Genomic DNA, 14,272 nt, shown 5'->3' on the forward strand with positions numbered 1-14,272 from the left:
TGGTATAACTTCAGATGGCTGAATTCTTACCTTGAATGAAAATAAAGTTATTTAATGAAGTGATATCGTTTATATGCCCGAAGTCAAAGATGGTATAATAGATAGAAAAATGCAGGGGGAATTTGTAAGCAGCTTCATAAGACAGCTTAAATTTCACCGTGAAGATTTTAAGAATATAGGTTATATTGGTGGCTTTACCTCACTTATTGATATGGGCAATTTTGCTTTAAGCTTTAACAATGATGGAGTAGGTACTAAAACAATGATAGCGGAACAAGCTAACAAATATGATACTCTAGGTATAGATTGCGTAGCCATGAACGTCAACGATGCAATTACTGTAGGATCAGAGCCCATAGCTATGGTTGATTATCTTGCTGTAAGAGATCTCAATGAAGATATCGCCAAACAGCTTGGCAATGGCTTCAACGTAGGCGCCCAGATCGCAAATATATCAATTGTTGGCGGTGAGACAGCCGTTGTTCCAGAAATAGTAAACCATATAGATGTTTCTGGTGCCGTGATAGGTATTGTGCAGAAGAACCAGATAATAACTGGAGCCAACATAAAAGAAGGTGACGTAATCATTGGACTTGGTAGCAGCGGTCTCCACTCAAACGGATTTACCACGGTTAGAAAGATAATATCAGACAATGAAATAAATCTCTTCGATAATTTTCCAGGCGAATCCAAAAAGACCTATGAGGTGTTGCTGGAACCGACCAGAATATACGTGCGGGAGATACTTGATGTAATGGGCATAATACAAATAAAAGGAATGGCGAACATAACTGGTGGTGGCTTCAAGAATATTACTAGGATGAAAGATATGAAGTATGTTATAGACGATCCCATGGAACCTCAGAACGTCTTTGTAAGGCTTATGGAATTGGGGAATCTTAACTATAAACAAATGTATGAGATATTTAATATGGGTACGGGATTTGTCGTTGTAATAGGCGAGGACGACAAGATAGATTTTATAAACACGCTTAAAAACAGGGTCCCGTTAAAGGTAATCGGCCACGTTGAAAATGGGACCGGAGTAGAAATACCAAAATATTCTGTATCCCTCATGGGATACTATTGATTACTTTGATTCGGACAGAATAGAAATGTAGGCCTGTTCTAGTTCTGATCCTGCTGATTCATAGCTTATTACAGGTGCAATATCAACCAATTTCTTCAATATGTCTGCTCTTCTTTCATTTGATCCGTCGTATGATATTACTAGGGAATTTTCGCCAGATTTTTCGGCGTCTATTCCAGCCTTCTTTATTTTAGCTATAATATCGTCTGTGATTGGCTGAAGTGTCTCCGCTATCAGTTTTTTGGATCTGAACTGGTTGGATAAGTTTGATACTTTGTCTGTGGCTAATATTTTTCCATGGTTTATGAATATAACATCATCGCAGACCTCAGAAACTTCCGAAAGAAGATGAGAACTCATCAATATTAGCTTATCCTTTTTATAGGCTTTAATTAAGTCCCTGATTATCTTCATCTCAAATGGATCAAGCCCGCTGGTCGGCTCGTCAAGTAGAAGTATTTCTGGATCCGGCATCAACGCAGCTGCTATCACGACTCTCTGTCTTTGTCCTTTTGAAAGATCTCCTATTTTTGAGTCTAGCGGTGGCAGCTTGAGTATATCTGCGTATTCGTCTATGCTTTTCTTTGCTTCTCTATGGTCGATCTTCCGTATATCTGCGACGAACATAAGCGAATCCATTATCGTGAAGTATGGGAATGGCGATGGCGACTCTATGACTGAGCCTGTAACCGCAAAGGCTTTTACAGGTTCTTTGTTTACGTTTATTCCATTTATCAAAGCAACGCCAGTAGAGGGCTTTATTAGATTCGTTAGTATCTTTAAAGTAGTGGTTTTTCCCGCACCGTTGGGGCCCAAATACCCTATTGCTCCTTCGCCATCATACTTAAACGATACACCATCTAAGGCCCTAAACTTTCCATAATACTTCGATACGTCTTTGATCTCTATGCTTGGCATCTCTCTACCCCTTTATCTCTTTGTACGTAAATACAGCTGCAGATATCAGCAGGAATATCACAATGTATCCCAGCATTATGTAGATGGATTCAAGAAGTGTGGGATTAAAAGTGTAAAAGGATATCCTTCCGACGTGAGTAACCGCATACGTTGTGTATTTCTTTTCAAATACTAGGTATAGTATCTGGCCTGCATACGTCACAAACATCCAAGGGTTTACTCCAGCGAGTCCGGACAGTATTCCTTGAATTGCAGGATATATAATGATCAAAAATATGATCGACATAACAAGGCCTATTGTTGGAGTCCTGAAGATTGCACTGAAGAGGCTAGAAAAGGAGAGAAGAGCTAGCATATAAAGAAGCGCCAGTGCAAAGGAAATTCCAGTTATGTCTGTTATATTACCGTAAAGATACAACGACATCGCCATACCACCAATGTATACAATCAATACCATAACTGCAGAAGCAAGAAATGCTGAAGTATATCTACCAATGTATAAAACGGATCTCCGTATTGGTTGCACAAGAGTGTAGTAAGCAGTGTTTGTTCCGAGATCCATTGAAACAAGATCACCTCCAAAAAAGGCTGCTATGACGGCGAAAAATGTTATTAAATCACTTGAAAGAAAGCCATTAAAGAAAATAGCGGAATTTTCTGTCTTCAAAGTTGTGTATTTGTAGTGTAAATCCAGCATTATCAGTGCCGCAGTTATAACTATTGTAAGAATGAGAAGCCCTATGAACCGCTTGCTTCTTATGTAATATGTAAATTGGTATTTCGAACTGATAGCGTATGAATAAATATCGTTAGCCGCTGAAACAGTTTCCATCTAAGATTAATTCCTAGGAGATATAAATAATATTTGCTTTTTATAATCAAACTTGAATGAATAAAATATACGAATATAGATATAAAAATTTAAAATAGTTAAAATAGAAAAAACGGTTAACTAATTATGAAAATTAACGATGCCGTTGAGAGGATTGACGGTGTTGTTGCAAATTGCTATAGCCTGAAGATTGGAGACGTAACAGTTCTTGTTGACTCCGGAACTAGATCTGGAGGCAAAAAAATAATCGATTATTACGAACGATCAGGAGGAAAGCCAGACGTGGTTGTTATAACGCACCATCACGCCGATCATATAGGCGGTTTATCGGAGATAGTAGAAAGGTTTCACCCAAAAGTGTATGTTCCAGATCTAGAGCTTAAAATAGTGAGTGGCGAAGAAAAGCCCCCAGCCCCGAAGTCATTTATAGGGAGAATAATTGCCAGGTCGTTGAAATTCAATCCAGTTAAAGCGATAGTTCCAGCTTCGAAGCTTGATGTCCCTGGAATTGAAGTTATGGCAACTCCTGGCCATACCATTGGGAGCACCTCATATATACTAGACGATTTTAAGCTTATTTTCAGCGGTGATGCAGCAGTTGAATCTGGAGGCAAACTCGTAATAAATAAGACGTTTACTTATGAAATAAATGGAGCAGAAAGATCTCTTGAAACTATAGCATCGATGAAAGGCCATACAGTACTACCTGGACATGGAAATCCTGTTAAAATTTGATTTTATGTTAATAATATTAATTCGATATTCTTAAAAGAGAAGATACGTTATCCTAAGTATGAATTCTGCAATAAAGGACATTGAAATAATAGAGATGGGAGAAAAGCTTAGAGAGACATCATCCCCATGGAGTTCTACTATTCTGCTGGTCAAACTAACAAGTGCAGACGGCCTTGTAGGTTATGGTGAAGCCCCGACCACACTGATGACTTTGCCTGTCCTTGAGAGCATGAAGGAGGTTGCAAGGGTCTTTAAAGGAAAAGACTTCTTCAACGTAGAACAAAACGTTTTTGATTTTTATAGAAACTCGTTTTATCTTCCTGTATCGATGGAAGCAACTTCGGCCTTAAGTGCCTTTGAAATAGCCTCATGGGATCTAATCGGAAAAGAGTTAGGGACACCAGTCTACAAGCTAATAGGTGGTGAGGTAAACCACAATATTAGGGCATATGCCAACGGATGGTACAATGACTGCGTTACTCCGGATGACTTTGTTAAGAAGGCTAAGGAAGTAGTAAAGATGGGATTCACTGCAATGAAATTCGATCCGTTTGGAGACAACTATGATACGATAACAAACGAGGGGATCGAAAATGCGAGAAACATAGTGGGCGCCCTTAGAAGCGAGTTTGGAGAAAAGGTCGATCTTCTTATAGAGTATCACGGCAGATTTTCCAAAATCGCTGCAATAAAAGCAGGAATGGCATTAGAGGAATTTAAGCCATATTTCTATGAAGAACCGCTCCATCCAGATCTGGATCATGACCTGCTTGATCTGAAACAATACTATAAGGTACCAATTGCGCTAGGTGAACGCGTTCTTAACAAGAAGATATTTGCTAGGTTCATATCCCAGAAACTTGTAGATATTATACAACCGGACCTTACAAACTCTGGCGGAATACTTGAAGCAAAGAAAATAGCTGCCATAGCTGACGGATTTGGCATACCCATTGCTCCACACAATGCATTCGGTCCGATACAGACTGCCGCAACTTTGAATGTTGATACAACACTCACTAACTTTGCAATACAGGAGAGCTTTGAGATGTTCTGGCCAGACTGGAAAAAGAATCTGATGGCGTCAGGATATAAACTAGAAAACGGCTATTTCAGATTAACAGGGGATGCAGGAATAGGCAAAGTAAATGAAAGCATAGTTGAAAAATACCAGGTATCTGGAATGGAGCCGTTCGATGACAAAGAACCCCCATGGGTTGTATCTGGTACCTTCAAACACTACCAACAAAAATAATATTTATAGAAGTTTCTGCTAAATTTTTATATGCAGGCTGAAGGGGAGAAGAGTGATAAAATCTCGAAGATCTCCACTGGCATACCCAGAGTTGACGAACTCCTGTATGGAGGATTCGATGGAAGAGACAACATAGTTGTCTCCGGTAATAATTTTTCACAGAAAAGAAGCTTTATTTATAACTTCATAAAAAGTTCTGCCAATAGTGGGATGAAAGTCATTATCATAAATGTAGATGGATCATCCGAATCATTACTCGCAGATCTTGCAAGGAGAGGTACAGACTTAGAGAATATCATACTTTTAGACGGATTTTCTAAAAACTTTCAAGAAAAGGTCCCTCCTAATGCAGAGGTAATTGATGATCCATCGAATGTGTCTTCTGTCCTGAAGCAATACATGCTAAGAGCCCAGAAGGAAAAGGATTTCATATTCGTCTTTCTGTCTGCCACTCCTTACCTTATGGACTTCAATGACCAGAATAGAAAATTCTTCGTCCAGCTTGTACACTGGAACAGAAAGAATTCTTTGCTCTCTACTTATGTATTGGATGACTTTGTTGGGCAAACTACTGCTGAGTGGTTCGCTTATATGATGGATTTCTCATTGTACTTTAAAAACGACGGTGACTACGATTACATGCGTGTTCTCTCCCTTAAGCCTGTGAGAACAAAGGACTGGATAAGGATATATAAGGACAGCGATGTATTCACGCTCGGTTCGTTCAACGTTGAGAGGATTAGATAGCGTTAATACACGATTTATATTGAATAACTTTTAATACCTAATCATTATTAGTTACGTATGGCAAGACTTGTTCTACACACAAGGGATCATCCATACGTAGTCAAAGTGGGTGATAGGGAGGTGCACATCTGTGGATGCGGGCTTTCATCTCATAAGCCCTATTGCGACGGAACTCACAAGATAACCACAGACGAAGGCGAAAAGATTTACATCTATGATGCTGATAAGAAGAGAGAAGAGTTCCATTCCTTCTACGACAACGACTGAGACCACTCAGCCTGCCCGTCTTTCATCATTTTGTCAGAAAGATGGTTTATCATCACAGTGATCTCTTGTAAGGTATTCGTATACACTTTAAAGTTATTTTCTACATATTTAAGATCACTCTTTTACCTTCAATTTTGTAATGTCCGTTTGAAAGCAGAGAGATAGCCTCTACGATCGCAGAGTGTTCTATACCGTGTATTTTTTCTTCAAGACTCTGGGCATCATCTACGTCTTCGACTGAGACACAGCGCTGCAGGATTATCGGGCCACCGTCAACTTCATCCGTAACGAAGTGAACCGTGCATCCAGAATATTTCATCCCGCTCTTTATAACTGCTTCGTGTACCTTACGGCCATAAAATCCGTGGCCCCCGAAGCACGGCAGGAGTGAAGGATGCGTATTTATTATCCTGTATCTGAACTCGTCGGTGATCTCTTTACCTATAATGCTTAGAAAGCCGGCCAAAACAAAAAAATCGCATTTCGACGATCTCATCTCTTCCTTTAAGTCCCTCTGGAAATATTCGCCGCGTTTTAGTATTCTATAGGGTATGTTATTGTCCTCTGCCCTCTTTATAGCCAAGCACTCTCTATCAGCTATTACTTTTGATATCTCAACATCTATCTTCTTATTTTTAACAGCATCTATAATTGCCTGGAGGGTCGTCCCATTTCCAGACACCATCACGCATATCTTGGTCATAGGAGAAACATATGTCGAGGTCGTATTATATTTTAGGTGTAGGGCAACCCTGCACCTTTATTACCTTCAATGATGCTATTGCTTAACTCGGGAATAACTTTTGAGTTCGAACTCTGTCCCGTCAGGCAGCCTGAAGTGTTGCCAGCATGATCCGTCGGAACCACATTCTAAGCTGTCTATGTCGCTAACGCCAATATTGTTTAGCCTTTTTATTCCTGACGGAATATCGTCTACAAGGAAACCTGCCACTTCCCTATTGCAGGCATTATCTGATCCGCTGGCTCCATTCTTCACTTCGAATTCGTCGCCGTTGGGAAGGACAAAAAGGGCGCTTTCTCTATCAAACTCTGAGGGTTCTATTCCAAAGAAGCTCTTGAACAGATCCACGGCTTTCAAATAATCACTCTCGCCAGTTCTTACTTCATATCCCAGCCATCCGATTCCAGTTACTTTCATAGTTAATCATAATTTTCATATTAATAGAATTACCAGTTTATAAAATTTATAAACATTTCAGAGTTGTAAGATCAGGATTTAGTTAGAGCCCGATCTTATTCTTGAGGTATAGATAGACTTCATTCGTTATCTTATCTAAAGGATCCGTCCCATCAACCTTGATATCCCAATCAAAACTATTGTAAATTTTAAGTGCTTCATTGAGCCTTTCTCTTTGTTCGAAATGGGTAATGGTGCCATTACGTTTAGAGATCCTGTCTAGGCCAACTTGAACGTCAACCTGAACGAGTATATTGATATCTGGCCTGATTGTTATAATATTTGAAACACAATCCATCCATTCTTTTGCTTTTTCTTCGCTACCTAGAGCGGCTGCGGCCCCTTTCATTTCATATGCATATGACGATCTAATATACCTATCGCTTATAACAACAAATCCTTCATTCAACTTTTTTCTTATTTCTTTTTGATGCTTGTATCTATCAAGTGTGAACTTGATGAAGAGTTCTACATCATCCCCTTCATAATTTCTAATGTCATCAGTAGGTTCTCGGGTCAAAAAAACTCTAAATCCTTCCTTCTCAAGAAGTGAAGAAAGACTTTTTGCCAGTGTAGTTTTGCCAGCTCCATCTATACCCTCAACGGCAATGAACATAACCCTGTTATATCCATCTCTTTAATAATTTAGCGACGGATGTACAAAAGGAATTAAATCTCCATATGAATAAAGTTAGAATGGCAGAAAAGAGGCTCTTTAATGGTTTTAATACCCGGGCGGTACAATCGGGAGAACTGCGAGACCCTAGGTTTGGCAACGTCACTACGCCTATATTTGAGACATCCACTTTTGTCTTTCCTAATTCAGAAAAAGATGCCTATATCGATAACACGAGAAATTTGCCATACATATATACGAGGTGGGGAAACCCAACAGTCCAAGCGTTTGAAGAAAAATATGCTTCGCTAGAAAAGGCCGAACATGCACTCTCATTCTCATCCGGTATGGGTGCTATAACATCGGTAATCCTTGCTTTAGCAGAAAGGGGAGACAAGATATTGTCTGTTTCTGATCTTTATGGACAGACATTCTACTTTCTTAACAAAGTTCTCCCAGAGTACGGCATATCCGTTGAATACATAAGCACAGATAGGCTAAATTCAGGGGAATTCAAGCCCTCGGATTACGATATCATTTATCTCGAATCCATAACTAACCCCACATTAAAAGTTCCAGACATAAAAGCGGTTTCTGAAAGGTCTACCGGAAAAAAAATAATAGTCGATGCTACATTTGCATCTCCATACAACCAGAACCCTCTGGACCTTGGTGCGGATGTAGTTATACACAGTGCAACCAAGTACATATCAGGACACAGTGACGTAGTAATGGGCGTATTTTCTACAAACGATAAATCTATATTCGATAAGGTTGTTGTAAGGAGAAAGACTTTTGGATCAAACCCGGATCCGATACAGTCTTATCTGGCGCTTAGAGGAATAAAAACTCTCGGCCTAAGGATGGAGAAACACAACAAAAACGGTATGGAACTAGCGAAATACCTTAGAACAGAACCCAGGATAAGCCACGTCTACTATCCTGACACTGAAATTGGCAAAAAAGTCCTAAGGGGATTCGGAGGCATGATATCTTTTGAACTAAGGCCAGAACTAGATGTTCACGTATTCATGAGGAACCTTAAGATACCCATGGTTGCTGCAAGCCTAGGTGGTGTGGAGAGCCTCATTACTCTTCCTGTTGAAACTTCACACTCGTCCATGACTAAAGAAGAGAGGGAGAGGATAGGCATAACAGACAACCTAGTCCGATTCTCAATAGGCATAGAAGACCATGTAGACTTGATCGATGATATAAAACAAGCTTTGGATAAGGCTTCAGAGTCTTGAAAAAATCAGCTTTGCTGTACGGAAGCTTTTTTCATCTCCTCGTACAGCTTTTTTGTCCCGCTCATTCCAAGCCTTATATTTGATGGCTCAGGTATCATACCAGCTGAATCTATTATCTTCTCTACCTGGTCGTAGGTATGTATCCCCCCTGCCGCTTTGATCCCGATGTTTGATCCGATCTTTTTAGCAATTTCTGACATTAATTTTACATTCTCAGGAGTTGCACCGGTTTCATTCCCTAAGGATTTGCAGAATTCTTTGTCAGCAAAGCCGGTACTAGTTTTAATAAAGTCCGGTGCAGATCTGATAACTATGTCGTAGGTCTTTAACTTCTCATCCAAGGTTAAATATCCGTCTTCTGTGATAATCTTAGATACCAGGCCAAGATCTCTTGCCGTAGAAACCACATCATTGATATCTTGTTCCACTTTATCCCAGCGGTGAGATTTGACGTATCCTATTGGGATGACCATGTCTATTTCATCGGCGTATACTGAATCTTCGATAATTTTTTTCCTGGCAGAAGTTGGCAGGGATCCGAATGGAAAATCTAAAGTTACGTCTACTTTCAAGGAATAGCCCTTTTCCTTGATGTATTCTACGGCAAAGTTTCCATAGATTGGTTCTATGCATACCGAATAATTGCCCATTTCACTGGCTTCTCCGATCAACCTGGCTATTTCATCTTCACGTAGGTAAGGCTTTAGGCCGCTATGATCTACGAGAGACATTACAGTTTTAAGACTATATTTCATGTTTTCATCCCTTAAGATAGGAATAAGCTTCTCTTGAAAGTTCCTCTTTATACTTCATGGCCCTCTCCCAGGTGTTCTTCCTGATCAGCCCTAAGTATCCTCCAAGGAACATAAGCATGAATAGTATTGAGCTGGTAAAAGCCAGCACCGGCCCATACCTGATGAAAAGTATACCTTCTATTATTGCATTAAATGCGCCGATAAAGTTTAGCGAGCCATTGTATATACCGTAAACCGTAGCAGACGTTCCAGCTGGAGCGAGATCTACCGCGTTTACAGCCCATGAACCTACGGTTAGGTTCATTAAACCGGACCCTACACCCAAAAATATTGCTGTTCCAACAAGGTTATGGGCTTTACCAGTAAAGTATGAAAGGCCAACCATTACTATCATTAAAACCATTGGTATTATGGCTCCTAACCTCCTTGCCAGCGGCTTATTATCCGGAAATCTCTTTAGAAGGCCATCATTAAAAGGTCCAGATCCGAGGAATCCTGCTATTAGAGCAACATCTATTGCCGCCGAATATAGGCCGCTCTTCTCTACAGTGTGAGCAAACGTAGAGAACATAAGGGGCGGTAGCCAATAGAGGAAAGTGAAGAGCACGTATCCAAAAGAAAGGAATACTAATAGTGTGCCCAGGCCTGCTTGTGTACCAAATATCATCCTTGCCGATATTTTCCAGTTAACCTTTGAAGGCAAGATCTTCTCCTCCTTTTCTTCATTTGTCTTGCCCTCTATTATATAGGCAAGTTCATTTTCATTCACCTTGCTGTCTTCAGACGGGCGATCCCGAACGTAAAAGAACCATATTGCTACAAATATGAGTCCCAGTACGCCAAAGAATATGAATGCGGAAGGCCATCCGAATAAAGTAACAAGGATTCCACCGGCTATCAGGCCTATGACTGGGCCTACAGCCTGTCCTGCACCTGCAAGGGTGAAGGATTTCGACTCGTCAAACCTAGATGCCCATCCCTTTACAACTTTAGAGTTTATAGGCCAAACAGGTCCCTCCCCGGCACCCATTACTATCCTTACTATAGCCATTGTTATAAAATTGAAAGTAGCAGCAGTTAAAGCGGTAAATATTGACCAAATTGCAAACATAGTAGTCATTGATTTCCTCAAGCCTAGCTTGTCTACAATCCAACCGCCAGGAAAGTTAAATATGGCATAGGACAAAGACCAGAAGAATAGGATAAGTGAGATATTGTGGATAGCAAGTGCGTCAAGATGAGTTGGTGAATAAGACCAGCCAAAGGAGTAGGCAAAGGCTGGCTCTGAAACTATCCAGATCTCTCTGTCCGCATAGTTAAACAATATGGCTATGAAGAGAAGAGAGACAATCGCCCATCTGACTCGGGTTCTCCTTTCACTTCTTTCGTGAATTACGATATTTTTTGTTTCTTGCATATTACTTTATACCTGCATTTATTTATATATCTTTCTTCTAAAATGCTTATACTTAAATAGTTATATAACTTAGTATGTAACCTTATAAATTAGGAATTTTAAAGCGAAGTTTTTTGATGAAAAACTTAAATATTACAAACTTCTGAACGATCTATGGATCAGATACTTGACATATTCAATGAAAACCCGGATGTTTTTCTTACGGAAGAACAGATTATGTCCATAGTAGGCACTAAGGACGTTGATAAAAAGCTGAAGGAATTAGTTAAAGAGGGAAAACTTAAAAAAATCGAAGTGAATAAGAAAAGCGGAAGAAAAATATATTATGGAATATCAAATTGACTAAATTTTCTCTGTTATTGCCTTTTCGCTTTCAATAACGCTCTTTCCAGATTCATCTGTTATTATTAAAGTGAAAGATCCGAAATAACCGTTTATTATGTCATCTATCTTTTTCCTGACCTCTTTAACAGCTTCTTTTTCCTCATCATCGTACGAGAGCAAGTCTAGCTTTTCACCTATCCTGTATATTATCCCTTCCACAGTTGTAATTTCTCCATTTGCATACTCCGCAGAATCAATGGACGCTTCAATTTCTGGTATGTATATGTCTGCTTTTCTTGATCGATAGACTAGTGTTTTGAGATCCTCTGGGCTCTCAATCTTTAGGGTTATTCTAACAGGGTTTTTTTCTTCTTCTTGATAAACTTCAGTTTTCCTGTACATGCACTTCTTACACTGATAAGTATAAATGCTTATCCTACCTTCGTATGGTATATCCGTATCGTATGTCAACAAATAGAGCAGGGATCCGCAAACTGGGCATTCCATATTTGTCTCTATTTCTTGAGGCAAATCCATCTCTTAAACCTCCATCCACTCTTTAAGTGGTTCGCCTATTACCTTTTTAGTCTTTCTTAGTTCATAAACGTTTTTATTTCCAGTAAGAAACATGGCAACCTTGAATTCACGCTCTATCATCTCTACATTTCTGGATACGGCCTCCACAGATTGGTCTGCGTCCTTAAGTAGTGTTCTGGCAAATCCTCCAAGTGAAGCACCCAACGATATTGCCTTTGCTAGGTCTAGCCCATTCCTCAAGCCGCCGCTCCCTATTACTGGAAGTACATCACTGCAATAGTAGACTGAAGCGGGAGATGGGATCCCCCAATTCCAAAAAGTCTCGCCTATTCTCATTTTTTCTGCATTGCCTTCATTTTTCGCCCTGTAATATTCCACTGCAGCAAAGGTTGTGCCGCTTAACCCCGATACCTCGATTGCCTTTACACCGGCATCCGCCAGTCTTTGGGCAGTTGCTTTGCTAAACCCACTGCCTGTCTCCTTTGCAATAATATTGAAGGACCCAGAAAGCTCCTTTATCCTCTTTATGACACCTTCTGCGTTTCTGTCGCCTTCCGGCTGGACCATCTCTTGTAGAAAGTTGAAGTGCACTGCAAGAAAATCGGCCTTAATCAAGTCGTATATATAGGCTATGTCTTTTTCGTCTATTGCCTCTTTCCCCTGCGGTACAAGTTGCGGTGCACCAATATTCGCTATCTTTATGGGTACATTTCTTTCATTTATTACAGAGTAGGTATCAGAGAGGGACCTGTTGACTATAGCAGCCCTCATGCTTCCGACACCCATAGCAAGTTGATACTTCTCTGCCACTGTAGCCAAGTTATAATTTATCTTCTTGGCTATTTCAGCCCCGCCGGTCATCGACGAAATAACCATTGGAAAACCCAGATGTTTTCCTAGAAAATCTACTCCTGTGTCTATATCGTCATAGTTTACCTCAGGATCTGCTTCGTGCATTAGATACACGTCATCCCAATAGTTATGAAATGCTGAAACATTTTCATTTTCCGCAATTCTTATGTGTTCTTCTTTCCTCTTTTCTATCACTTTATCACCGTTCCCGTGAAGTTGTCATTCCCTATCATCTTCAACCTTTCTGGATAATAGCCATTGATTAAATATACACTCTTTGTGTATTTTCTTATCAAAAACATGGTATTTAGCTTGTTTTCAATTCCACCAGTAACATCGTTTTCTGGTTTGGAAAATTCAACCTTAGTATTTATTGTTCGGAGAAGTTTGGCATCTCTGTATTTCTTAGGATCTTTATCAAAAATTCCATCTACATCCGATAAGAAAGCAACAAAGTCCGGATTGAAAATCTTTGATAAGTCTAGAACTATGTTATCTCCTGAGTATATCCCGTAAAAATTATTATTCTTAACGTAAACATCACCATATGATACTGGGACAAAACCAAGGTCGTGATACTTCTTCAGCATCGTGTAGTCGAAGTTCCCGTTGAAGATCATTGAACTTATTGGTACAGTCATGGGCTTCAAGCCCTCTGAAATCATAATGGATACGACAAGATGGTTCAGGTAAGACATATCGTTGTGGACTACTGAGAAGCCGGCAGATGACAACTTATTTATTTCTCCTGGGAGCCCGTATTCTTTTGCTTTTATATGGCCGAATGATCCCCCTCCATGTATTATAACAAAATCCTCAAAGTCATTAGCAATTTCACGTATAGCTTTCTTTGTTTCAGATTCTCTGAAAACTCTGTACGAATTCTTCTCTGTTATAAGGCTTCCACCTAGTTTGATTATTATCATCTTATCAACTTTCCAAAATTTATAAAGTCATAATACCTGTTGCCAATCCTTATCGAATCCTTTTCTACACCTTCTATGCTGAATCCATTTCTCATCAGGACGATCATTGATGGATAATTCCCCTCAATTACAGATGTATACAATCTATGAAATCCATCGTTTTTAGCATATTCTACTATAAGACGAAGGGATTCGGTGGCTATCCCTTTCCCTCGAAATTTCTTTCCGATCCAGTAACCTACGTGAGCCTTCTTATCTGTCCTATCGATTTCGCTGAGCCCTATTATCCCTGCGGGGCCTCCTTTATATTTTATAAGAAAGTCAATTCTAAAAGCCTCTTTTCCATAGCCTCTCTCTGCTTCTATGAAAAATATTGCATCCTCTTTTGTATAGGGATACGGAAAGGAATGGCTGCCGATGTTACGTTTTATGGTACGGTCATTTGCGAGCCTTGCGATATCATCTGCGTATTCTATTCCAATTGGACTTTCAAGCGTGACATCCATCCTTGACGAGGATACGATCATTGAGAGAGTATGTTATGGTTATTTAA

Annotated in this window: 18 protein-coding genes; 7 read left to right on the forward strand and 11 right to left on the reverse strand. The window is 39.8% G+C overall.

What is annotated here, in order from left to right:
• Nucleotides 1-73 precede the first annotated feature (73 nt).
• On the forward strand, nucleotides 74-1,090 hold the full coding sequence (gene purM / locus TVG_RS00870) for a phosphoribosylformylglycinamidine cyclo-ligase (RefSeq protein ID WP_010916420.1): 1,017 nt from the start codon (nucleotides 74-76) through the stop codon (nucleotides 1,088-1,090).
• Here the strand turns inward: purM and TVG_RS00875 are convergent, their stop codons facing one another.
• Nucleotides 1,091-2,008 carry an ABC transporter ATP-binding protein gene (locus TVG_RS00875; RefSeq protein WP_010916421.1) on the reverse strand — a complete coding sequence of 306 codons (918 nt, stop codon included), beginning with the start codon at nucleotides 2,006-2,008 and terminating at the stop codon, nucleotides 1,091-1,093.
• 4 nt (nucleotides 2,009-2,012) lie between these two features.
• Complete coding sequence (locus tag TVG_RS00880; RefSeq protein WP_010916422.1) at nucleotides 2,013-2,840, reverse strand: ABC transporter permease; 828 nt, start codon at nucleotides 2,838-2,840, stop codon at nucleotides 2,013-2,015.
• A gap of 126 nt (nucleotides 2,841-2,966) precedes the next feature.
• Here TVG_RS00880 and TVG_RS00885 point away from each other — a divergent pair, with 126 nt between their 5' ends.
• The 4 genes from TVG_RS00885 to TVG_RS00900 are packed head-to-tail and all read left to right on the forward strand — an operon-like array spanning nucleotide 2,967 to nucleotide 5,844.
• On the forward strand, nucleotides 2,967-3,575 hold the full coding sequence (locus TVG_RS00885; RefSeq protein WP_010916423.1) for an MBL fold metallo-hydrolase: 609 nt from the start codon (nucleotides 2,967-2,969) through the stop codon (nucleotides 3,573-3,575).
• 58 nt (nucleotides 3,576-3,633) lie between these two features.
• Nucleotides 3,634-4,830: a mandelate racemase/muconate lactonizing enzyme family protein gene (locus TVG_RS00890; RefSeq protein ID WP_010916424.1), complete on the forward strand. Its 1,197-nt coding sequence runs from the start codon at nucleotides 3,634-3,636 to the stop codon at nucleotides 4,828-4,830.
• 30 nt (nucleotides 4,831-4,860) lie between these two features.
• Nucleotides 4,861-5,577 (forward strand): RAD55 family ATPase, encoded by a 717-nt coding sequence (locus TVG_RS00895; protein ID WP_010916425.1) that lies wholly within the window; start codon nucleotides 4,861-4,863, stop codon nucleotides 5,575-5,577.
• Nucleotides 5,578-5,634: 57 nt separating this feature from the next.
• Nucleotides 5,635-5,844: a CDGSH iron-sulfur domain-containing protein gene (locus TVG_RS00900; protein ID WP_010916426.1), complete on the forward strand. Its 210-nt coding sequence runs from the start codon at nucleotides 5,635-5,637 to the stop codon at nucleotides 5,842-5,844.
• Between the two features lie 100 nt (nucleotides 5,845-5,944).
• Here TVG_RS00900 and purN read toward each other — a convergent pair whose 3' ends face one another.
• From purN to tmk, 3 genes are all read right to left on the reverse strand, one after another.
• The gene (gene purN / locus TVG_RS00905; RefSeq protein ID WP_010916427.1) at nucleotides 5,945-6,547 is read right to left on the reverse strand and encodes a phosphoribosylglycinamide formyltransferase; all 603 of its coding nucleotides are present in this window, start codon (nucleotides 6,545-6,547) and stop codon (nucleotides 5,945-5,947) included.
• 75 nt (nucleotides 6,548-6,622) lie between these two features.
• Complete coding sequence (locus tag TVG_RS00910; RefSeq protein WP_010916428.1) at nucleotides 6,623-7,003, reverse strand: glyoxalase/bleomycin resistance/dioxygenase family protein; 381 nt, start codon at nucleotides 7,001-7,003, stop codon at nucleotides 6,623-6,625.
• 82 nt (nucleotides 7,004-7,085) lie between these two features.
• On the reverse strand, nucleotides 7,086-7,658 hold the full coding sequence (gene tmk / locus TVG_RS00915) for a dTMP kinase (RefSeq protein WP_010916429.1): 573 nt from the start codon (nucleotides 7,656-7,658) through the stop codon (nucleotides 7,086-7,088).
• 80 nt (nucleotides 7,659-7,738) lie between these two features.
• Between tmk and TVG_RS00920 the strand changes: the two genes are divergently transcribed.
• Nucleotides 7,739-8,908, forward strand: coding sequence for a PLP-dependent transferase (locus TVG_RS00920; RefSeq protein ID WP_010916430.1), 1,170 nt, complete (start codon nucleotides 7,739-7,741; stop codon nucleotides 8,906-8,908).
• Between the two features lie 5 nt (nucleotides 8,909-8,913).
• Here TVG_RS00920 and deoC read toward each other — a convergent pair whose 3' ends face one another.
• Together deoC and TVG_RS00930 are read right to left on the reverse strand one after the other, a co-directional pair.
• Nucleotides 8,914-9,663, reverse strand: a complete 750-nt coding sequence (gene deoC / locus TVG_RS00925) for a deoxyribose-phosphate aldolase (RefSeq protein ID WP_010916431.1) — start codon at nucleotides 9,661-9,663, stop codon at nucleotides 8,914-8,916.
• 4 nt (nucleotides 9,664-9,667) lie between these two features.
• Nucleotides 9,668-11,080, reverse strand: coding sequence for an MFS transporter (locus TVG_RS00930; protein ID WP_010916432.1), 1,413 nt, complete (start codon nucleotides 11,078-11,080; stop codon nucleotides 9,668-9,670).
• A gap of 153 nt (nucleotides 11,081-11,233) precedes the next feature.
• Here TVG_RS00930 and TVG_RS00935 point away from each other — a divergent pair, with 153 nt between their 5' ends.
• Nucleotides 11,234-11,422 (forward strand): hypothetical protein, encoded by a 189-nt coding sequence (locus TVG_RS00935; RefSeq protein ID WP_010916433.1) that lies wholly within the window; start codon nucleotides 11,234-11,236, stop codon nucleotides 11,420-11,422.
• Here TVG_RS00935 and TVG_RS00940 read toward each other — a convergent pair whose 3' ends face one another.
• Genes TVG_RS00940 through TVG_RS00955 form a run of 4 tightly spaced genes read right to left on the reverse strand, consistent with a single transcriptional unit; the run spans nucleotide 11,423 to nucleotide 14,246 of the window.
• Complete coding sequence (locus TVG_RS00940) at nucleotides 11,423-11,941, reverse strand: ZPR1 zinc finger domain-containing protein (protein ID WP_010916434.1); 519 nt, start codon at nucleotides 11,939-11,941, stop codon at nucleotides 11,423-11,425.
• A 3-nt stretch (nucleotides 11,942-11,944) separates the two neighbouring features.
• Nucleotides 11,945-12,988, reverse strand: coding sequence for a type 2 isopentenyl-diphosphate Delta-isomerase (fni, locus tag TVG_RS00945; RefSeq protein ID WP_010916435.1), 1,044 nt, complete (start codon nucleotides 12,986-12,988; stop codon nucleotides 11,945-11,947).
• On the reverse strand, nucleotides 12,985-13,719 hold the full coding sequence (locus TVG_RS00950; RefSeq protein ID WP_010916436.1) for an isopentenyl phosphate kinase: 735 nt from the start codon (nucleotides 13,717-13,719) through the stop codon (nucleotides 12,985-12,987). Before TVG_RS00950 ends, fni begins: the two co-directional genes overlap by 4 nt.
• Nucleotides 13,716-14,246: a GNAT family N-acetyltransferase gene (locus tag TVG_RS00955; RefSeq protein WP_010916437.1), complete on the reverse strand. Its 531-nt coding sequence runs from the start codon at nucleotides 14,244-14,246 to the stop codon at nucleotides 13,716-13,718. The genes TVG_RS00950 and TVG_RS00955 overlap by 4 nt, the downstream gene beginning before the upstream one ends.
• Between the last annotated feature and the right edge of the window lie 26 nt (nucleotides 14,247-14,272).

Origin of the sequence: Thermoplasma volcanium GSS1 (genome assembly GCF_000011185.1) — an archaeon.
Lineage (GTDB): Archaea > Thermoplasmatota > Thermoplasmata > Thermoplasmatales > Thermoplasmataceae > Thermoplasma > Thermoplasma volcanium.